General features: G+C 49.8%; 18 protein-coding genes. 7 read left to right on the top strand and 11 right to left on the bottom strand.

Annotated elements, in window-relative coordinates; all coding sequences use genetic code 11:
- Positions 1 to 19: 19 nt before the first annotated feature.
- The 6 genes from ACOQOZ_RS21715 to ACOQOZ_RS21690 all read right to left on the bottom strand — a co-directional run bounded on the left by ACOQOZ_RS21715 (position 20) and on the right by ACOQOZ_RS21690 (position 6,318).
- Positions 20 to 1,168, bottom strand: a complete 1,149-nt coding sequence (locus tag ACOQOZ_RS21715; protein WP_420590245.1) for a dihydrolipoamide acetyltransferase family protein — start codon at positions 1,166 to 1,168, stop codon at positions 20 to 22.
- A gap of 69 nt (positions 1,169 to 1,237) precedes the next feature.
- Positions 1,238 to 2,242: an alpha-ketoacid dehydrogenase subunit beta gene (locus ACOQOZ_RS21710; protein WP_420590244.1), complete on the bottom strand. Its 1,005-nt coding sequence runs from the start codon at positions 2,240 to 2,242 to the stop codon at positions 1,238 to 1,240.
- A gap of 22 nt (positions 2,243 to 2,264) precedes the next feature.
- Entirely contained in the window at positions 2,265 to 3,341 is a 1,077-nt protein-coding gene (gene pdhA, locus ACOQOZ_RS21705) for a pyruvate dehydrogenase (acetyl-transferring) E1 component subunit alpha (RefSeq protein ID WP_420590243.1), read from the bottom strand.
- A 43-nt stretch (positions 3,342 to 3,384) separates the two neighbouring features.
- Entirely contained in the window at positions 3,385 to 4,425 is a 1,041-nt protein-coding gene (locus tag ACOQOZ_RS21700) for a Leu/Phe/Val dehydrogenase (RefSeq protein WP_420590242.1), read from the bottom strand.
- Between the two features lie 231 nt (positions 4,426 to 4,656).
- The gene (locus ACOQOZ_RS21695) at positions 4,657 to 5,571 is read right to left on the bottom strand and encodes a helix-turn-helix transcriptional regulator (RefSeq protein WP_420590241.1); all 915 of its coding nucleotides are present in this window, start codon (positions 5,569 to 5,571) and stop codon (positions 4,657 to 4,659) included.
- Positions 5,572 to 5,646: 75 nt separating this feature from the next.
- A complete protein-coding gene (locus tag ACOQOZ_RS21690) occupies positions 5,647 to 6,318 on the bottom strand; it encodes an outer membrane beta-barrel protein (protein WP_420590240.1) in 672 nt (223 codons plus the stop codon).
- A gap of 177 nt (positions 6,319 to 6,495) precedes the next feature.
- Here ACOQOZ_RS21690 and ACOQOZ_RS21685 point away from each other — a divergent pair, with 177 nt between their 5' ends.
- A complete protein-coding gene (locus tag ACOQOZ_RS21685) occupies positions 6,496 to 7,032 on the top strand; it encodes a YaeQ family protein (protein ID WP_420590239.1) in 537 nt (178 codons plus the stop codon).
- Between the two features lie 59 nt (positions 7,033 to 7,091).
- Here the strand turns inward: ACOQOZ_RS21685 and ACOQOZ_RS21680 are convergent, their stop codons facing one another.
- On the bottom strand, positions 7,092 to 8,237 hold the full coding sequence (locus ACOQOZ_RS21680; protein ID WP_420590238.1) for a hypothetical protein: 1,146 nt from the start codon (positions 8,235 to 8,237) through the stop codon (positions 7,092 to 7,094).
- 16 nt (positions 8,238 to 8,253) lie between these two features.
- Positions 8,254 to 9,402: a 1-acyl-sn-glycerol-3-phosphate acyltransferase gene (locus tag ACOQOZ_RS21675; RefSeq protein WP_420590237.1), complete on the bottom strand. Its 1,149-nt coding sequence runs from the start codon at positions 9,400 to 9,402 to the stop codon at positions 8,254 to 8,256.
- A gap of 156 nt (positions 9,403 to 9,558) precedes the next feature.
- Between ACOQOZ_RS21675 and ACOQOZ_RS21670 the strand changes: the two genes are divergently transcribed.
- Positions 9,559 to 9,960, top strand: a complete 402-nt coding sequence (locus ACOQOZ_RS21670) for a hypothetical protein (RefSeq protein ID WP_420590236.1) — start codon at positions 9,559 to 9,561, stop codon at positions 9,958 to 9,960.
- 49 nt (positions 9,961 to 10,009) lie between these two features.
- On the opposite strand, the gene ACOQOZ_RS21665 is transcribed toward ACOQOZ_RS21670, so the two are convergent.
- Positions 10,010 to 12,031 (bottom strand): response regulator, encoded by a 2,022-nt coding sequence (locus tag ACOQOZ_RS21665; RefSeq protein WP_420590235.1) that lies wholly within the window; start codon positions 12,029 to 12,031, stop codon positions 10,010 to 10,012.
- Between the two features lie 48 nt (positions 12,032 to 12,079).
- Complete coding sequence (locus ACOQOZ_RS21660; RefSeq protein WP_420590234.1) at positions 12,080 to 12,625, bottom strand: helix-turn-helix domain-containing protein; 546 nt, start codon at positions 12,623 to 12,625, stop codon at positions 12,080 to 12,082.
- A 249-nt stretch (positions 12,626 to 12,874) separates the two neighbouring features.
- Here ACOQOZ_RS21660 and ACOQOZ_RS21655 point away from each other — a divergent pair, with 249 nt between their 5' ends.
- The 4 genes from ACOQOZ_RS21655 to ACOQOZ_RS21640 all read left to right on the top strand — a co-directional run bounded on the left by ACOQOZ_RS21655 (position 12,875) and on the right by ACOQOZ_RS21640 (position 19,077).
- Positions 12,875 to 14,707 (top strand): response regulator, encoded by a 1,833-nt coding sequence (locus ACOQOZ_RS21655; protein ID WP_420590233.1) that lies wholly within the window; start codon positions 12,875 to 12,877, stop codon positions 14,705 to 14,707.
- A 146-nt stretch (positions 14,708 to 14,853) separates the two neighbouring features.
- Complete coding sequence (locus ACOQOZ_RS21650; RefSeq protein WP_420590232.1) at positions 14,854 to 15,114, top strand: hypothetical protein; 261 nt, start codon at positions 14,854 to 14,856, stop codon at positions 15,112 to 15,114.
- 40 nt (positions 15,115 to 15,154) lie between these two features.
- Complete coding sequence (locus tag ACOQOZ_RS21645; RefSeq protein WP_420590231.1) at positions 15,155 to 18,007, top strand: insulinase family protein; 2,853 nt, start codon at positions 15,155 to 15,157, stop codon at positions 18,005 to 18,007.
- A 299-nt stretch (positions 18,008 to 18,306) separates the two neighbouring features.
- A complete protein-coding gene (locus ACOQOZ_RS21640) occupies positions 18,307 to 19,077 on the top strand; it encodes an SDR family oxidoreductase (RefSeq protein ID WP_420590230.1) in 771 nt (256 codons plus the stop codon).
- Between the two features lie 79 nt (positions 19,078 to 19,156).
- On the opposite strand, the gene ACOQOZ_RS21635 is transcribed toward ACOQOZ_RS21640, so the two are convergent.
- The gene (locus ACOQOZ_RS21635; protein WP_420590229.1) at positions 19,157 to 19,474 is read right to left on the bottom strand and encodes a hypothetical protein; all 318 of its coding nucleotides are present in this window, start codon (positions 19,472 to 19,474) and stop codon (positions 19,157 to 19,159) included.
- Positions 19,475 to 19,587: 113 nt separating this feature from the next.
- Between ACOQOZ_RS21635 and ACOQOZ_RS21630 the strand changes: the two genes are divergently transcribed.
- Positions 19,588 to 19,914, top strand: a complete 327-nt coding sequence (locus ACOQOZ_RS21630) for a DUF2282 domain-containing protein (RefSeq protein WP_420590228.1) — start codon at positions 19,588 to 19,590, stop codon at positions 19,912 to 19,914.
- The last annotated feature ends 3 nt before the right edge of the window (positions 19,915 to 19,917 follow it).

Here is a 19,917-nt window from a genome sequence, read left to right as displayed (position 1 = left end):
AAATCTTATCGCTGAAATTTTATCGATCAATATCCGGCTCAGCCTGCAAACTTTCTATCACTGCCGCCATAAAACGTGCAGCCTCACCACCGGTGACCACTCTGTGATCAAATGTCAGAGATAACGGCAGCGCTTTTCCGGCGAATAATTCTCCGAGCTGAGCCATGGGTTTTTCCATGACTTTTCCCGCGCCCAAAATCGCTACCGTTGGCGGCACCACAATTGGTGTGCCGTAACGCCCTGCCAACGCGCCATAATTGGATAAGGTAAAAGTGGCTCCCTGCAATTCTTTTGGCGGAATGGTTCGCGCCTGAACATCTTTTTTCAGACGATTTAATCCGGCCCGTAAATCATCGGCGCAGCGGTTAGCAACATCACGTAGCACAGGTACAAATAAACCGTGCTCGGTATCTACCGCAATGCCTAAATCAATTTTTTCGATTAATCGCCGGGTTAATTGTTCGCCATTAAACCAGACATTTAAATCCGGTTCTTTGCTGCAGGCGTAAGCAATCGCCTGAACCAATCTCACCGTGGTATCTTCACCATCATTCCACTGGCTGACATTCGCTTCATCAAACAAAGTAACGGGAACCACTTGTTGGTGTGCCATGGCCATATTTTTCGCCATGGATTTACGCACGCCGGTTAATCGTTCACCGCTGCCATGTTGCTGATTTAAGCGACTGGCTTTTTCAACATCGTCGGCAGTTATACGCCCTTCCTGTCCGGTAGCCACTACCTGTTCAATATCGACGTTAAGGCGTTTTGCCAATGCCCGGACACTGGGCGTTGCTTTGACCTTTCCGGCAGCTGAAGCCTGTGGAGCTAACGAAAACTGATCCTGAGTAACGGTTTGCGCCTGGGGAATATCACCCACAACCGTGCCGCTGTCTGTCGCAGGCGCGGCCGTAGCAACATGATCAGACTGGTCATCGGTAATAAATTCCACCAGCGGCTCACCAATGTTTACTGTATCCCCTTCATCACCAAAACGATGAAGAATTTTTCCGGCACAGGGAGACGGCACTTCAACAATGGCTTTGGCGGTTTCGACCGACACTAATAACTGGTCGACCTGAACTTCATCCCCTTCCGCCACATGCCATTCAACAATGTCGGCTTCCATTAAACCTTCACCTAAATCCGGCAATTTAAAGTAACGCATCGGCTATCCCCTGCTCAGTCATTAAATCGATTTTCTGATCGTTATGAGTCATAAATTCGTTATGGCTAATTAGCGATAATTCAGCGTGGCCTGGACCGCCGCCATCACATCAGCCGCGTTTGGCATATAGAGATTCTCCTGGCGAAAATACGGCATTGGCGTATCAAACCCGGTTACCCGACTCACCGGCGCCTGCAAATATTCCAGACTGTGCTCTGCCAGTTGCGCGGAAATATCAGCACCAATACCTCCGGAGCGAGCCGCTTCATGAACAATCACACAACGACCGGTTTTCTCCACCGACGTACGGATACTGGCCATATCCAGTGGTGAAACCGTCGCCACATCAATCACTTCCGCACTGATGCCTTGCTGCGCTAATTGCCCGGCAACCTCCAGCGTTTCCTGCACACAGGCGCCCCAGGTCACCAGCGTGATGTCGGTGCCTTCGCGCAGAATAAAACAGCGATCCAGCGGTAAGCGTTCACCGTCATCGGCGATGGGTTGTTTCACCGCACGATAAATCCGTTTTGGTTCAAGAAATAACACCGGGTCCGGGCTGTCTATGGCACTCAACAACAGGCCATAAGCTCGTTTGGGTGAAGACGGAATCACCACGCGAATACCGGGAATATGGGCAAATAACGCTTCTGTACTTTCGGAATGATGCTCTGGTGCATGAATGCCACCACCAAATGGCGCCCGAATCACCATAGGGCAATGCAAACGCCCCCGGGTGCGGTTGCGCATCCTGGCCGCATGCGTCACCAGCTGCTCCATCGCCGGGAAAATAAATCCCATAAACTGGATTTCCATCACAGGTTTCAGTCCGTGCACCGCCATACCAATTGCGGTCCCGGCAATCAGGGTTTCGGCCAGTGGCGTATCCATCACCCGTTGCTGACCAAATGCTTGCTGCAGGCCAACGGTTGCGCGGAACACCCCACCATTAACACCAATATCTTCACCCAGCATCACCACCGAATCGTCGTGTTTCATCGCATGGTGAAGTGCCAGATTTACCGCTTCGACCAGGGTCAGATCCTGAGTCTGAACTGTATTAACACTATTCATCACTCTGCTCCTATATCCTGATTTATTGGCCTGAAGCCCGGCTTTGTTTGGCGGCAAACAGGTCAAGCTGATCATCAAGGTTGCCCGGCCATTCGGCGTACAAATGATCAAACATGGCTTCGTCCGGCTGTGGCGGAACCGCCTGATACTGTTCAACGGCTTTGCTGACGGCGGTATGACAATGATCCTGCCAGCGTTGCTCCATGGTGTCGTTCCAGGCGCCCTGGTGTTGCAGGAACTGGCGCATACGCAGCATAGGCTCACGCTGCCAGGCGGATTCCACATCCTGCTGATCGCGATAGCGGCTGGCGTCATCGGCCGTCGTATGATCACCGAGACGGTAACTGATGGCTTCAATTAAGGTTGGGCCCTTACGATCCCGGGCCCGCTCCAGTGCGTCCTGAACCACATCCAGCATGGCAATCATGTCGTTGCCATCAACCTGAACACTGTGAATACCGGCACCGATGCCTTTCTGGGCCAGGCTGGCCGCGCCACTCTGTAAATGACGTGGCACCGAGATCGCCCATTGGTTGTTATTGATGATAAACACCACGGGTAAATGCCAGGTGCCGGCAAGATTGAGCGCCTCGAGAAAATCTCCTTTGGAGGAACCACCATCACCAATGGAGCACAGCACCGCTTGTTGTTCGCCACGGATTTTCATCGCACTGGCAATGCCCACTGCATGACCAGCCTGGGTGGCAATCGGAACGCAAATCGGCAAGTCCTGAGCTGGTCCGGCATTACTGCCACGCTCATCACCGCCCCAGTACAACAGCAGTTCATGAAGGTTATAACCACGCACCAGCTGAGCACCATGATCGCGGTAGTAAGGCACCAATACGTCGTTATCATCCAGCGCCATACCACAGGCCACCGCTATGGCTTCCTGACCGAGACACGACGGATAAGTACCAATCTGACCGGTGCGTTGTAATGCCACGGCTTTCTGGTCAAAGGTACGGGTTAACATCATCCACTCGTACGCCTTCACCAGATATTCCATATCGTGGGCCCACATCGGAACTTCCCGGGTAGGAACGCCATCGCTGGCGAGATACTGCAACATACCGGAATTGGCTGAATACGGATTCATAACCTTGCCTCCTGGCCGAACACAGATAAAAGGATCGGATGAGTTAAGCGGTGAGTTTCAGATGATCTCTGGCGAGTGTTTCGATGGCCTGATCAACGGCAATCTGATGCACACCACAACCACGACTCTGGGCCGCAACAAACAACCGCAACAGACTGTAGTAAATCTGCTGCAGACGCCGTTCAATCTGATCGGCATTGTGCTGGTCATAACGACTGGCGGCATAAATCAGCCCACCGGCATTAATGACAAAATCCGGTGCGTAGAGAATATCCCGTGCAACCAGCGCATCTCCCATGGCGTTATCCGCCAATTGATTATTGGCACAGCCAGCAACGATTTTGCAGTTGAGCAGAGGCAGGGTTTCAGCGTTGATAACCGCTCCCAGGGCACAAGGTGCAAACACGTCGGCGGGGAGACGATAAATATCCTCCAGCTCAACCACTTCGGCGCCCATTTCAGCGGCTTTATGACAGGCCTGAACATTCGGATCAGTGACCCAGACTTTGGCACCGGCGCGCATTAACAGCCGCGCCAGCTCCAGGCCGACATGGCCTAAGCCCTGAATCGCAACACTGGCATCACGAATTTCTTTATGCAGCCGAAATTCCAGTGCGGCGCGAATGCCGTGTAAAACGCCCTGTGCGGTAAAGGGGGATGGGTCACCAATTGCGCTGTGGCTGGCAACGTGTTGTGTGCGGCTGGCGATTAAATCCATATCGGTCACCTGAGTGCCGGCATCCATAGCGGTGATATAACGGCCATTAAGACTATCGACACAATCGGCAAACCAACGAAATAACGCCTGTCGGTCGTAGGGCTGTTTGGGCTCGATAATTACCGACTTGCCTCCGCCATGGGCGATATCGGCCAATGCGGCTTTGTAGCTCATGCCTTGTGCCAGGCGCATGGCATCGTTGAGCGCAGCCTGCTCATTGCTGTAAGGCTGCAAGCGACAACCTCCGAGAGCGGCACCCCGGTCGGAGTTGTGCAACACGATAAAAGCGCGGAATGGTACAGACGATTGAACAGAACTGAAGCAATGCACGGATTCGCATTGCATTTCTTGCATGCGTTTAAACATAGCGTTTCCTCCGGCTTGTGGCCCTGGGCAGTTTCACTGCTGGCACTGACGATGGGCTTTTGGCCCGTCAGCACAATTAACGCGAATGTTTAACTAATTAGCGGAAGAATCGTAAAAAAGGAAAGTAAAAACTGATCTTTAGATATTAAAAAAATAAAACCAGCATTTCTAAGACAAAAATCTTGGAATTACTGGCACGTATTTTTATGTATCAAAACAATAAAGCACGCTTTAATGTTTAAGACGAATCGACAATGTCAGATCCACAGCCGCAAACAGCGCTGTTGGATTATGGGTAATTTCCAGCAACGGGCTGTCTTCATCCGGCTCCAGCCCTTCTTTCATCAGGTATTTTCCCATCGCCTCCCAGGCAGAGAAATACCCCAGAGTCGAAGTCAGGCTGATACGGGTTAACAGGTAGTTCCCTTCCGGCATAACAAAGTTCTGTTTCGCCTCGTCACAGGCATCCCCCACCCAGACGTCCATATCTTCAAACGCCATGGACTCACCTTCGGCAAAAGTCAGTGCAACCATTTCACCGTTTTTATCCGGAGTGTTGTTTTTCCAGACTTTATAGGAATTATCAAACGTCGCTTTTTCAACTTTTTCGCAGTAGAAATAGCGGTCCGGATAATGATGAACTTTAAATTCCAGCTGTTCGGCCATTTTCTGCTCCTGGCTAAGAGTCTGATCACTGCTGCTTGGACGACCAAGGCGACTGTGCAACGTCATCAGTACATCCATTCCCGGCTGTGACTTGGCCTGACGAATTTCCGTCGGCGTCATACCGGTTTGTTTTTTCAGAGCTTTGGCCAATGCCTGTGAAGACGAAAAACCACAATCGAAGGCAATGTCGGTAATCGCGTCTTCCGTTTCCATCAGGTCAGAGGTCGCTTTGATTAACCGGGCACGACGAATATAACTGCCCAGCGACTCTCCAAAAGCAGAGCCAAACATGCGATGAAAATGGTAAACGGATAAATGTACCTTTTCCGCCAGCTCCTCTACCGGCAATGGCTGATCAAGGTGTTCCCATATATACATTGCAAGGTCATCAAAACGCTTGCTCCATAATGGTGACACCTCATCGAGCACCTTAAGCTCCGGGCTTAATAACTGAGCTTCCGAAAAGGGATGTTCACTCATAGCAGACTCCAGTAACAACTGCTATCAGTGTATCACCCCGTTCTATTTTTTCTCAGCGAAACGAGATTTTCTGCATCAGTAGCTGATACGTAATCCCAGACCAAGAGTTGAGTGGCTTTTGTTCACCTTAATACGCTCTTCTTCCATAATGGTCGCGGTTGGCACCAAAGCTACATTTTCGTTGATGTAAATAGGCAGATTCAGATCGAGCGCCACCTGGTCACCAATGCCCTCCACCCGTGCTTCGAACTCCAGACCTTGTTGCCACATCGCCTTACGCACGCCAAATTCCCAGGCGAATTCAGTCTCTTTCACATCCAGGTCATCTTTGCTTCTGTTGCCGTTGATTTCCAGTGAACTGTCCTGGCTGAGACCACCAATACCACCAGCAATAAACAGATCAAGACCGTCAGCAACAGCAAAAGCACCACCGATCAACACTGAGTAATTAATTTGAGTGGTATCCAGTTCAAATTCCAGCGGGCCAAAGCGTTTATCACCATTACCGTTGAGGTAATTAACATCCAGCGTGCTGTAAATATTGTCGGTGATCATTCCTGACCAGCGTCCGGCAAAATTGGTGGTGCGAATATCTTCGCGGAAGTCGTTATTTCCTGCCGGTACTTCAACTCCCAGCTTGCCAATACTGCCGTTAAGTTCAACATAATCGTAACCGAGAGAGGCTGGCGCAGCCTGAACACTGCCTGCAATTAATAACGCGGATGCGATAGTACTGATCTTTTTCATCTTTCATCACCTGATATTCACAACATCTGAGCCGGTTTGTCCGCTCAGCAGATGGGCTCAATATATCGCTGTGCCGGATTACCAGCGTGTCCAGAATTGCGGGGCCAGACAAAAGCTCTGAAATGTGGCGTCAGCTGTAATAAACTGACAGCTTAGCCATCTTATTCAGGACATCTTATGGCCTTGTCTGCCACCGTTTTTAAGTGCCAACTCTCGGTTTCTGACCTTAACCGCCACCACTATCAGGATTACAACCTGACCATTGCGCAGCACCCATCCGAAACGGAAATGCGGATGATGGTGCGTATTCTTGCTTTTGCTTTATTCGCCCACGAACAACTCGAATTCAGCCGTGGATTGAGTAATGACGATGAGCCGGATCTGTGGCAAAAGAACCTCACCGGAGATATCGAAAACTGGATCGAACTGGGGCAACCGGAAGAAAAGCGCATTCGCAAAGCCAGCGCCTTATCCGATCAGGTGGTTGTGATTAACTATCAGCAAAATGCATCGGATATCTGGTGGCAGCAGAACTCAGGAAAGCTGGCACGGTTTAAAAATCTGCAGGTAATATCGTTATCGGAAAATGCGGTTGAACGGCTGGCGTCGCTGTGCAGCCGGGGAATGCAACTGCAGGTAACCATTGAAGACGGCACCTTGTGGGTAAACAATGGCAGCGAAAATCTGGAAGTGGAATTCTCTCAGCGCGACTGACATCGCCAACTCTGTAAATGTTTCAGGCTCACGGCATCAGCAATGAGCCTGGATCACAATCAGTTCAGTGGTGGCCACCAGCTGACATCATTGTCGTCGCCACTGGTCTTATCGTTATAATCTTTAACACAGTCGTCGAAATCTTTGCCCGGGTTTTCATCACATTCAACCGCAGAAACAAAAACTTCAGTGCCCTGTACATAACCCACCAGCAACAACAGGTTATCACTGTCTATGGCCGAGTTAATTGCAGCGCAGCGGCTGTCACAAGCCAGAATCTGACCACCGTCGTACATAGCAATTTTATTGTCGCTGTTGGATTTACTCAGGAATGTACCATTTAAAACAAAGGCAAAACTGTTGGCAGTATCGAGTTTGTCTTCCGGTGTTTCGTCATTTGTTTTTAATTTTGCCGAGACTAACTGGCCACCGTTACTGACGGTTTTTTCCACCTCAATATCGTATTCTTTACCCCAGTCAGGAGTGAAGCCACTGATATTGCCATCATCGGTACGCAACAGTTCCCAGTCGTCAGAACTGTTGACCCGATAAATCAAACACAGGTTGCCACTGGATTGATTGCAGTCACTCTGGAAATGAGCAATACGCCAGGTTGAAGTACTGGTTCCTTCACAATTCGCTGCGAAATTATCTTCCGCCGCAGAACACTTCACCTTCGTCAGGGTCAGATTATTATTCGCGGCGGTAAATTCCAACTGAACTACTTTTTTATCACTGACCGCCGCTGCAATCGCACTGCCTTGTTCTGCAGTGGCAGTGAAATTTTTCTCGCCGGCTAACGACCAGTTAGTCTGATCAGAGGAGGTCAGAATATTCGTTGCGGTATACAAGGTCAGAGAGAAAGCGTTGCTGTCCGCCTGTTCACTGGCAACCGAGCGGAACTGATACTGGTTTGGTTTGCCATTTTTATCGAAAGAGGTTTCAACTTTCAGGCTGTAGCGGGTGCCCCACTGAAAAGAAGAAAAGCCGTTCAGGTTTTCAAAAACCGTGTAATCACTTTTTTCATTTTCGCGGGTCACAAAGCACAGTGTTGCTGATGTTTTATTACACTGCTGCTTGTAATGACCCACTTCGATGGTTTGATTTTTGTCGCTGTAGCTGACCCCCAGGTCGAGGCAGCCAGCCAAAGATAATGCAAACAGTGGTATCAGCACGGCTGATACGCCCTGGAAGATAACACTCATATACAGAGTTTCCCTGTTAGGTTTTATTGGCCTCCAGTAACAGAGGCGCGGCATAATTTTCCAGCAATCGTTGTTGTACGGCGCTGCTCTGATCAGCAATACGTTGATTAAGGGCTTCGATGTCTTTACTCAGATCCAGGCTGGAATCAACCGGATGCTGACGGAACTGGCCGTTCTGCTGCTGCAATAATTGCAACGCCGCATGATGTACCGGTAGCACCTCAATCATGTCGCGAAGTTGCTGATCAATCTGGTTGGCCATTATATCAGCATCCTGCAATTGTTCAGCGATTAACGGCGTACCGAAATTAACTTTTACTTTACCTTTAGCTCCGGTAAGGCCAGTGAGGATGCTGCGCACATCTTCTTCATCATCTTTTTGATAGTCATCGGCACTGGCACGACTGACCAGTTCCTGGGCTTTCATCAGGTCACACGGATCCCATTCATACTGAATCGAAACCGGAACCGGGTTTAATGCCTGCATGGTTTCAGCAAAGCTTTCCTTGCGCTCTCGTCCGTGCAGCGCCAGCATCTTTAACACTGCGGTATCGGTTTTATCGATATTGTCTTTGGCACGCCCTTCGCGCTGGGCAATCCAGATCGATTGCCCTTCTTCGACAGAATGGCGGATATACCCGGACAATCGCTGCAATTCGCGCAGTTTCTGGCGCTTGTTTTCGATGCTGCGCTTCACAATAAAACTTTTGTTTAACCGCATGATGTCGGCCACATCCGGGTTATTCAGCAGGTTATCGCCTATGGCAATACGGCTGGTAGGCCAGCCAGCCAGGTGCAGCGAGTAATTAATCATGGTCGGGTCCATCGCAATATCGCGATGGTTCGAGATCCAGACATACGGCGTTGCCGGATCAAGCTGATCAAGCCCTTCAACAACAACCTCTGTGGTAGAACGTTGCAGCAGCTGCTCAACTTTAGGCTCCAGCCACAGCTGAAATGCTTCAATGGAGTCGACCTGAGAAAACTCTTTTTTTACCCGGGCAGAAAATACCGGCTTGGCCAACGGCTTAACGATGCCAGGCAATGAGGGAAAACGATAATTCAATAAAGCTCCGAGTAACTCATCAGAAGTCAGCAAACGCTTTAACACAGCGGTTACTTCGTCATCGTTAAAAGGACGAATATCAGAGTAATTGTCAGTCATATAACTTCTCGTGTTCCCAATCTGGCCATTATCCATTATCTAACCGCTATGACGGCGACAAGTCTGGCCATTTTCCTGTCTGTTTTGGGCCGTTCGCAGCCTCAGTCGCTTTAGTATATCCTTGCCGCTTTCTCAGAGCGAACAAGGTAATTTGTAATGGTTGATACATGGCAACCTGCCGGTGGTGGAACCACAGCACCTGACTTGACAGTACTGAAAACTCTGGCGGAGCTGCACCAGCAACTGGAAACATCCACGGATCTGAGTGCCGCAATCGATGACCAGAATCTGGCACGAGCCCGCAGCTGGATTCAGCTGGCGGAGGATCAGTGGCAAACCGTAATTAATGAACTGGAGCCACAGGAACGTCTCAATCTGGCTACCTTTTATACCCTTGCAGAGATGAAATTAAGCGGCTGGGAAGCCCGGGATAAGAACCCGGCTATCTGGATTTACCGTTTTCTGAAGAAAACCAAACAACTTCCGGAAAAAGACATTATCAAAGCACTCAAAAGTAAAACGGATAACCGCTTTATTCCATACGGCAGCGTGTTGTAACTTCACCGCTTTATCCGCCCGCCATTATTGAGTGCGAGCTGGGTGTTATTCACGCCAGGTACTGCTGCAGCGCCTGGCGCAGCTCATCAAATTTAACCGGTTTAGCCAGGTAGTCATTCATTCCGGCTTCAACACAGGCTTTTTTCTGTTCGGCCATCACGTCCGCCGATAACGCCAATACGGGCAGATCAAGATTCAGTTCGTGACGAATTTCCCGTGTTGCCTCGAGACCATCCATAACGGGCATATGGCAATCCATTAACACCAGATCAAAGCTCTCAGACTGCAATTTCTGCAACGCTTCTTCACCGTTATTGGCGATGATGATGTCACACCCCATGCGTTTCAGCATATGACTGGCGACCTTCTGGTTAACCGGATTATCTTCCGCCAGCAGAATGCGCTTACCATTCAATAGCTCATCATCCTGAAGCGCCGGTTTCACAGCCCGGCGATAAGGACTGATCAGTTGTTGCCGATCCTGATTCAGCGCCATATTGGTTAATAATTGGGCTAAATGTTTCTGGCCAATTGGCCAGTCCCAATAAGCGCTGATGCCGTTTTTCAGCAACTCACTCGGATCGAAGTTAATCGTATCCGGATAAGTCACAGCAATATGGATCTGCTCTTGTTGCAGTAACGCCCAATCATCCTGCAAAGACTCAAATAAACGTTTCGACAGAATCAGAATGGCAGGCCGCTGATTCTTTAATGCCTCCAACAACGTTTCTTTATTTGAAAACTCTTGCTGCGGTGCGCCAAGGCCGCGAGCGACCGACACCACCAGCGCGCGATTGACCCGTAATTCATCGGCAATCCAGATGGGAAGTTCTGCAAACGCCACCGGACTGTCGGTGCTGGCTCCAATCACCTCACGACTGGCAACATCCAGATGCAGGTCCAGCCAGAAATTCGAACCAACTTCGGGGGTGCTGATCACACCAACTTTGCCACTCATTAACTGCGCTAAGCGTCGGCTAATACTCAGGCCCAGTCCGGTCCCTCCCTCCATCGTCGACAGCTTGCCATGGGCAAAGGTGTATTCATCAAACAGGTGCATCGCTTTGGAAGCTTCGATACCAATACCACTGTCTTCGACGGAAAAACGCAGATGCACATTCTCCCCCTGACGCGACACCACCACCAGGCGTAATAACACATGACCGTGGTTGGTAAACTTGATCGCATTGGTCAGAAAGTTCATCAGAATCTGACGAATTCGCACGGCATCTCCCATCAGAACGTCAGGCATGCCATCTTCCACAAATGACTGCAACGCCAGCGATTTTTCCTTCGCCTTGGCAGACACCATGCCTAGCAAGTCATCCACCATGGTGCGGACGTTAAACGCCTCTTCTTCAATCGCCAGTTTGTTGGCTTCGATTTTGGAGATATCGAGAATATCGTTGATCACAGCTAACAGGTGATCCGAAGACGACTGAATGACTTTCAGGAAACCCAGCTGTTCTTCATTCAGTGATGTCTGCTCCATCAGAGACACCATCCCCAGTAAGCCGTTCATCGGCGTACGGATTTCGTGACTCATACTGGCAAGAAAACGGCTCTTCGCCAGATTTGCCTGTTCAGCATCATCACGCTGCTGCTCAAGCACTCCCCGGGCCTGAATCTGTTCGGTCACATCGGTACTGATCACCAGCAAGTTCTGTAACTCATTGTCCACCACCACCGGTATCAACTGATTCGATAATACCGCCCGGCTGCCGTCGGCCACCGGAATACTCATTTCGTAAGATTGTGGTTGACGGGTTTCAATCGCACTCTTCAGGCGAGCAAGAAATACTTCGGCAAATTCTGGGGAAAGATGATCGGTACTCAGACTGCCGATCAGACGCTTACGTTCGTAACCATTGATGATGTTGTTCACATCGAGAATACGGCCGTCGCAATCAATTTCAGTAACAATATCGGGGAGGTGTTTCCAGAGAAGAACAAAACGCTGGCGTTCTTTATTGACCTGTTCCAGCTCTTTGCGGGCCCTTTGTAAGAACCCGGCAATCGTGACACAGAGCAGCGCCATTAACAGCGTCGACAATTGCCAGATCAGATCCATTCACTCGGCCTCATGTCATTAATCGCGCTTACAAAGAGTGCCTGTTATTCAGGCGGCGACATCACTGGTTAATCCGTTAATCAGCTCTTGCTGATCCTGAGGCCAGTTATAGTACATCCAACTGTGGCTGTTTGCTGCTTCTTTATTAACAGGCACATCAAAACACAGACACATAATGTCGCGGCCTTCGACGTCCTTAATGACTTTTTCGACGGAATGACGGTCTCTGTCGGCGGTTACTGCAATAGCACCAGGTTGATGCTGGGCAATCTGATAGCCAAACTGAACCGGGTCGGAGGTGACAATCACATCCCAGCCAGCACGACGGACAACCGATGCAATCTCAATCGACTTTTCATTCGATTCCGACAACAGCAACAGGGTTTTACCGCCCATCATCAGATCATCTGGAACCGGCATGTTGTTGCCTTTGAGAAAATTCACAAAACTGTCGACCGGGATCCGGTTATCACCACGCCCCGGAAGCTTGTAAGCCTCCAGGTGACCACGCTCAATCCAGCGAATGACGGTCCGGAAATTAACACCACAATATTTGGCGACTTCTCCGGTTGTTAAAGCTTGTTTATCCCTCACTGCGCACTCTCAATCTCTGCATGACACTTAGTTCCAGTATAGATAGCCCTGAGGCTTTTCAAGGAGAAAAAACGTAAATAGAGAAAGGGATATAAAAAAGCTGGCTTCAGTAGCGTTTTAAACTGAAGGATTTTTCGCAAGCAGTTGCATTCTTTTACAAAGCGCTACATTTTACAGGTAACAATAAGAACAGCAGGCTCAGATAAAGCCTAGTCTTCAATAAGGATATACGGATCAGTGAGGTGATCTATGCAGTGGAATTTGTTGTTGGTGGATGATGAAGTCGGCATTTTGCAAGCCATTCGCCGTATGCTGAGGCCGGAACAATATACCTTGTTCGAGGCCAGCAACACCGCTGAAGCGCTGGAGATCCTGCATGAACAGGATATTCACTTACTGATTACCGATTTTAAAATGCCGGGTGGTGATGGCCTGAGCCTGTGCCGCCAGGTACGTCAGACTTCTCCTGCAACCTACCGCATTCTCTTGTCTGGCCAGGTCGACTATCCGGAATTGCAGCAAGCCTGGCGTGACGGTGACGTGCACCGCTTTGTCGCCAAACCGTGGGACAACCTGCTGCTGACCAGCGATATCAAAGAAGGCCTGAAACAACATCAGCTATTGCGTAAAGCCCAGCTATTACGCCACACGGTTCAGGATGAACAGCCCTTACTACTGACCGACGTTAACTGGATTGTGCGCCTGGTGAACCGCCCGATGTGTGAAGCATTGGGCCTGAACGAGCAGGAGCTGATTGGCAAAAACCTGTTTGCTCCGAACATTTCAGCCATGCCGGTTGAGCTTGAAACCGAGGTCACATTGCAAGTCGAGGCCGATCACTCATGGCTGGGATTTTTTAATTTCCTGCAAAAAGATCAGCAAAAGGTGCCAAGCTGGATGACGGTGACCTCCGTCAGCGACCAGTTCCGCGTGTGTTTGTGCCGCTTTGTTGGCGACGATATCAGCCCACCGTCAGACTTTAAGGATGAACTGAAACGGTATTCAGGCAGCCATCACCTCAACCGCCTTGAACGTGACGCCCATGATTCCGACGACACGCTGGAGCTGCTGGTCGTTAGTTTTGATCCTCAACAAGTGGATAACAAAGACCTGTCTTCGATTTGTTACGAACGATTGCAAGCCGCGACTAACGAACAATTCGAAATTTATTCACCGCAGCTGCACGTATTTCTGATTCTGGTTCCGGCCCGCGAAGGCATTGCGGTCGCCCAGCAGCAACACATCAGCGATGATTTTAAAGACCCGATCAAATTCCGTGGCGAACGCCTGATCGTTCAGCCGGGGGTGGTGATCGAACAAAAACGCGATGACAGCCTTGATTGGGATGAATGGCTACGCCAGAGACTCGGATTAATTCCGGAAGCGATGCAGCAGGAACCACAAAAGCCCGCACTGCGGTTGAGCGAAGCGGCAAAAGCAACCTCGCCATCACAACCAGAACACCAGGCACTGCTGTTGTTCAGCCAGCGCGGTGAACTGGTCGCACTTAAACCAACAACCAAAAGTCATGACACAGAACACTGGCACGACTGGTTAACCACGATGAATACCGCCTGGAAGGCCAGTTATCCGGGCCATATGACGGTTATTTACGACGCTCAGGATGTTCCCCTTGAGCACTGCCGCGCTTACCTTAATGCCATACAAAGCTTCAGCAAAGAGCACGATCTGCGCAGCGTTGTGATTCTCGATGAGAACCAGCTTTTATGCCAGGACAGTGACGAACAGACACTGCGCTCCGAGCTTCATCAAACCAACTGCCAGTTGTTTATGGCCAACTTTGGCCGCAGTTTCCTTAACTCGCGTCAGGTGCTGTCATTGCCGATTCAGGGCGTGATGCTGGCACCGGAGTTTTTATCGAATATGCGGCACAGCAAATCGCTGCCACAAAGCCGTCGCTTGTTGCAGCGTATCCACGACCACGACCTGCTTATTTACGCGCCGGAAATCAACATTACCGAGAGTCTGGCTGCCGCCCATCAGAGCAATGTCGACTGGCTCAGTGGTGACGTATTGTCTCGCCCACTGAGTGCCGACCAGCTTCATTGGTTCGCGCAATAAGCCGTTGTTTTATAAGGGCCTGATCTGAATGATCAGGCCCTAACACTTTCCGACACGTTAGCCCTTCTCATTAGCAACCGCTGCGTTATGATAGACAGCCGTAACAGCCGCTGAATGTGGCTATGTGTTGTATCAGGAGTCCGTTAGTGAACAAAGACCAAGCCTACCACCAGATTGCCCTAGCCTGTCTGAAATCCCTGCGTGAATCGAATGCTGCCAACAGCAAAGATCAGGCACAGGAACTGTATGACGCAATTGATCAGGGCTTTCAAAGCCAGTTCGCACTGGTAATGGCGGAACTTGAAGATGCCAAACAGCGTCTTGACCTGATCAACCAACTCGACCCCAAACAGCATTCTCTGGCCGATGCACAGGCCATCATTAATGCCCAGGGAACGGCGCACTGATCGCCGAATAAATATCACAGCGTAATGCACAGGAGCTGACATGCTGTCACCCCGTTATTGGACCTTCTTACTTATCGTCTTTGCAGCGATCGCATTTTCTATGTACAAAAAACTGAACCAGCCAGACCTTATCGTTAGTCCATCGGATGCCTACGATTACCGTTATCTTGAGCTGGATAATGGCTTGCGAACGTTATTAGTACAAACACCAGAATCAGAAAAAGCCGCTGCTGCAGTGTCGGTTGAAGTGGGCAGTGGTGATGACCCGAAAGGTCGCGAAGGTCTGGCACATTTCCTTGAGCATATGCTGTTTCTTGGTACCGAACCTTTCCCGGATGCCGGCGAGTATCAGGCGTATATTTCACGTAACGGTGGCTCGCATAATGCCTTCACGGCTTATGGTCAGACGACGTACTTTTTCGACATTAATAACAGTGAAATGAAAGGCGCACTGGATCGATTTGCACCTTTCTTTATTTCTCCGACGTTTGACGAACAGTTTGTTGAACGTGAAAAGAACGCCGTACATGCGGAATACAAATCGAAATACAAAGATGACTTCCGTCGTATTTATTCGGCAGAAAAACAAGCCATGAACCCGGAACATCCACTGGCATCATTTGCCACCGGTAACCTGGATACCCTTTCCGATCGCGAAGACAGCAAAATTCGTGATGAATTATTAAAATTCTACGACGAGTACTATTCATCAGACCGGATGACACTGGTGCTGGCCGGTAATTATTCCCTCGACCAACTGGAACAATGGGCGGTTTCTCATTTTTCCGATATCCCTAAGCGTGATACTCAGCCGGTTAAATCCAAAGCACCGTTATTTACTGAAGGTCAGTTACCGCTGGATATGAACATTGAGCCGGTCAAAGAAATTCGTCGCCTGCAGTTCACTTTCCCGCTGCCGCCATCCAAGCATCTCTATCAATTTAAGCCGATTCAGGTCATCAGCAACTTACTGGGCCATGAAGGTGAAGGCAGTCTGCTGGAGTTCCTGAAAGAAAAAGGCTGGGCAGAAAGTTTAAGTGCAGGTCGCTCATTTGCGACGGATAATGAGACTACCATGGTGGTGCAGGTCAGCCTGACGAAAAAAGGCCTGCTGCACACAGAACAAATTACCCAGGCGTTGATGTATTACATCGACCTGCTGAAAGATCAGCCTCTGCCGGGTTACCTGATCGAAGAGCAGGCACAGCTAAGTGAGCTGTCGTTCCGCTTTCAGGAACAAAGCCGGTTATCGGACTATGTGGTTCGCCTGAGCAGCAACTTGCTGGTGTACTCAGCCCACGACAGCATTTACGGTGACTACAAATGGCAGGCCATCAGCCAACCAACACTGAAGCCATTTCTTGATGCCCTGAATTCAGAGAACATGCTGCGTACTTTAATCGCGCCGAATGTTCCGACGGATATTCAGGATCCGTGGTACCAGACCAATATTCGTCTGCGTCCAAGCCGCTACAGCAGCCAGGATATCGAAACCGCAGGCCTTGATCAGATGCACCTGCCGGCGGCGAATCCATTTGTGCCAGAAAACTTTGAGCTGATCAGTGCCGCAGACCACAAATCTCCTCAAGCGCTGATCGACGAAGCCGATCGTTCACTGTGGTATTACGCCGAAACCGACTTTAAACAGCCTAAAGCACACGTTCGTGTATTGCTTGAGCAACAAGCTGTACAAAACTCAGCGCGCCAACGCGTACTGGCCCGTTTATACAGCCGCACCGTGAATGAAGCCCTGAATACCTACAGCTACCCGGCCTACCTAGCGGGTTTGAGCTATAACCTGAGCACCACAGGCCAGGGCCTGCTGCTGCACATTGGTGGTTATCAGGATAAATTACCGGAATTATTAAGCCGTATTCTGAAAGAAATGCAGACGGTTGAACTGGATGAAGATGCCTTCACCCGTTATAAAAACTCGCTGCAACGTGGACTGGAAAACCAGTTAAAAGGCAAACCTTATCAACGTACGCTGGAAGAGCTGAAACACTGGTTATATGAGCCAAGCTTTAATCAGCAACAACTGTTAACCGAGCTTGCGACGGTTAAACGCGAAGACGTACTGGCATTTGCTGAAAACTTCCACCAAAAGCTGGCCCAGGAAATTTATGTTCACGGTAACCTGAATGAACAACAGGCCCGTGATATGGCCGCCATGGTGAACCAGTACTTCCCGGCTAACAGCCCACAATTGTCACCGGCAGAAGTACTGCAGGCACCGGTTGGTGAGTACCAACAACAACTGCAACTGGATCATCAGGACAACGCCTTTACGCTGTATATTCAGGGTGATGATACCAGTGACCGCAGCCGCGCAAGTTTCAGCCTGTTGGGCCAGATTTTATCGGCGCCGTATTATCAATATATGCGTACCGAACAGCAGCTGGGCTATATCGTATTTGCCACGCCTTATCCGCAACAAACGGTTCCGGCGCTGGCGTTTATAGTGCAGTCTCCGGACACCGAGCCTCAGCAGTTGCTGCAGCACAGTGAAACCTTCTTCAAACAATACAAAGAAAAACTAGCCGCATTAACGCCTGAGGAATTCAGCAGCTTTAAGCAAGGTCTGATTAATCTGTTGCTGGAAAAACCGAAAAATCTGGCAGAAAAAGCCAGCCGTTTCTGGCGCGAACTGAACCAGCACCGCTACCAGTTCAACACCATGGAGTCGATTGCCAAGGAAGTTGAAACTCTGACACTGGAAGACATCACCACTCTGTACAAGCAAGCCATCAGCGACAAACAACGTCCTTGGCTGATGATGATTCAGGGCGGCGAATTGCAAGATGTCGCGCAGCTGTCTGACGTTAAACGCAACGATCTGGCGCGCTTTGCGCTGCCACAGCCGGGTAAAAAAGTAGCGACCAACGAAAAATAACGCTACTTAAGGACCTCTCCGGAAACCTGCACAGATTCAGAGTGCAGGTTTTCCGCTCTCCCCCCTTATCCCGCCTAATGCATTGCTTTATTCTCAAGAAAACCAGCGGCAACTTATCGATCGCTTTTAATGACGCCATATCGGCGAATCCAGCTTTGTGGGCAAGTTTTTGCTATCCGTTTGATCAGGCCAATTTGAACCTATCGACCTGACCCCGATGGCTCTACAATCGGGTTGCTTAGTCAATAACAATCACACCAAGCCATCAGCCTGGCGTCACAATCAAACAGGGAATCAGCATGACACAAACCGCATTTATCACGGGTGCCGCCTCCGGTATTGGTAAAGCCACAGCAGAAGCTCTGTATCGCCGCGGCTGGTCACTGGCATTAGCCGATATCAATCTGACGGCTCTGCAGCAGCAAACTCAGGACTGGGATCAGCAACGGGTTTGTTGTTACCAACTGGATGTGACGAATGCCGATCAATGCCAGCAAAATATTCGCGACTTTGCCAAACAACACGATCAACAGCTGAATCTGTTATTTAATTGCGCCGGTATCTTACAAATAGATCGCTTCGAAGAAATCAGTAACCAACGTCACCAGCAAATTATCGACATTAACGTTATGGGCGTTATTAACTGCTGCCAGGCCGCCTTTCCCTACCTGAAACAAACCGATAATGCCCGGGTCATTAATATGAGCTCGGCGTCAGCAACCTATGGTGTACCTATGCTGGCGTCGTATTCGGCGTCTAAATTTGCGGTTCGCGGCCTGACCGAAGGCTTAAGAATCGAGTGGGAAGAATACGGTGTTAAGGTGTGTGATGTGATGCCACCGTTTGTGAATACCCATATGCTGCAATCGCAACAAAGCTCTGCACCGGTGCTGGAGAAACTGGGTGTGCACATCGGTGCCAACGACGTTGTGACGGAAATTCTGAAGCAAATTGAGCAGCCCAAAACACATCGTGCCGTCAGTCTGCAATTCAAAATTGCTTATTTGTTCAGTGAATTATTACCAACCAGCATCACCGGCGGCATTATGCGGATTTTACATCGTGGCTGATTACTGAGGCTGATGTACCTGAATTGATAGTCAGCAGCGGTTCTGTTAACAGATCCGCTGCTTGGCTTACTCTGCGGAGTTACTCTTCCGGTGGCTGGGTGTTTGGTGGATTAATATCCAGCAGGAAGTGACCATAAACACGCTTTTCGCTGAGATCGATCACAATCACCATCGCCAGACCTTTGTACTGGCTGTTAATCAGAATGTGCTCATATTGGTCGCCCATACGATACACATGGCTGACTTGGCCTTCGCGGCAATCAGCAACACCAAAATCTTCTGAAGGAATGGATTCGACATAGGCCCAGAAGTCCATCGGCGGCTCACCACCTTCAACTCGCTTTGGCTCACTACGGGTAGCATCAAATTCTGCTTTGCTTAATAAACGGGTTTGCATACGACACCTGAAACGTTGTTTGCAGGGCATTTTATTGCAGCGAAATAATGATGCAATCAAATCCGCCGTTCTTTCGTCTGTTCTTATAAGCCGTCATCACCCGGGTGTGAGCGATGGTCAGCGCGATCGCATTCAGCGCCCGCATTACTTATGAGGAATTCATGATGAATAACAAACTACTGCTCTCCGCCACCTTAGCTGGCCTGGCGACTCTGACCGCAGCTCCTGCACAAGCGGTACCCGACACTCCCAAAGCCTGGGAGAAGTGTGCCGGTATTGCCAAAGCAGGTATGAACGATTGCGGCGCACTGGATGGTTCACACGGCTGCGCGGGTCAGGCAAAAATGGACAATATGGACACTGAATGGGTCTACGTTCCCAAAGGTACCTGTGAAAAAATCACCGGTGGTCGCGTTGCCAAAGTGAAACCGGCGAAGTAAGAC

The organism is Bacterioplanoides sp. (assembly GCF_965219715.1).
Lineage (GTDB): Bacteria > Pseudomonadota > Gammaproteobacteria > Pseudomonadales > Oceanobacteraceae > Bacterioplanoides.
The sequence above is the reverse complement of the archived record's forward strand: the minus strand, read 5'-3'. Positions and strand labels throughout refer to the sequence as shown.

Bases quoted from the DNA above. Each gene is read 5' to 3' on its own strand.
- ACOQOZ_RS21695 (WP_420590241.1), bottom strand. From the start codon at position 5,571: ATGAGTGAACATCCCTTTTCGGAAGCTCAGTTATTAAGCCCGGAGCTT.
- ACOQOZ_RS21635 (WP_420590229.1), bottom strand. From the start codon at position 19,474: ATGCAAACCCGTTTATTAAGCAAAGCAGAATTTGATGCTACCCGTAGT.
- ACOQOZ_RS21665 (WP_420590235.1), bottom strand. From the start codon at position 12,031: ATGGATCTGATCTGGCAATTGTCGACGCTGTTAATGGCGCTGCTCTGT.
- ACOQOZ_RS21640 (WP_420590230.1), top strand. From the start codon at position 18,307: ATGACACAAACCGCATTTATCACGGGTGCCGCCTCCGGTATTGGTAAA.
- ACOQOZ_RS21645 (WP_420590231.1), top strand. From the start codon at position 15,155: ATGCTGTCACCCCGTTATTGGACCTTCTTACTTATCGTCTTTGCAGCG.
- pdhA (WP_420590243.1), bottom strand. From the start codon at position 3,341: ATGAATCCGTATTCAGCCAATTCCGGTATGTTGCAGTATCTCGCCAGC.
- ACOQOZ_RS21655 (WP_420590233.1), top strand. From the start codon at position 12,875: ATGCAGTGGAATTTGTTGTTGGTGGATGATGAAGTCGGCATTTTGCAA.
- ACOQOZ_RS21630 (WP_420590228.1), top strand. From the start codon at position 19,588: ATGGTCAGCGCGATCGCATTCAGCGCCCGCATTACTTATGAGGAATTC.
- ACOQOZ_RS21675 (WP_420590237.1), bottom strand. From the start codon at position 9,402: ATGACTGACAATTACTCTGATATTCGTCCTTTTAACGATGACGAAGTA.
- ACOQOZ_RS21690 (WP_420590240.1), bottom strand. From the start codon at position 6,318: ATGAAAAAGATCAGTACTATCGCATCCGCGTTATTAATTGCAGGCAGT.
- ACOQOZ_RS21670 (WP_420590236.1), top strand. From the start codon at position 9,559: ATGGTTGATACATGGCAACCTGCCGGTGGTGGAACCACAGCACCTGAC.
- ACOQOZ_RS21715 (WP_420590245.1), bottom strand. From the start codon at position 1,168: ATGCGTTACTTTAAATTGCCGGATTTAGGTGAAGGTTTAATGGAAGCC.
- ACOQOZ_RS21710 (WP_420590244.1), bottom strand. From the start codon at position 2,242: ATGAATAGTGTTAATACAGTTCAGACTCAGGATCTGACCCTGGTCGAA.
- ACOQOZ_RS21685 (WP_420590239.1), top strand. From the start codon at position 6,496: ATGGCCTTGTCTGCCACCGTTTTTAAGTGCCAACTCTCGGTTTCTGAC.
- ACOQOZ_RS21700 (WP_420590242.1), bottom strand. From the start codon at position 4,425: ATGTTTAAACGCATGCAAGAAATGCAATGCGAATCCGTGCATTGCTTC.
- ACOQOZ_RS21680 (WP_420590238.1), bottom strand. From the start codon at position 8,237: ATGAGTGTTATCTTCCAGGGCGTATCAGCCGTGCTGATACCACTGTTT.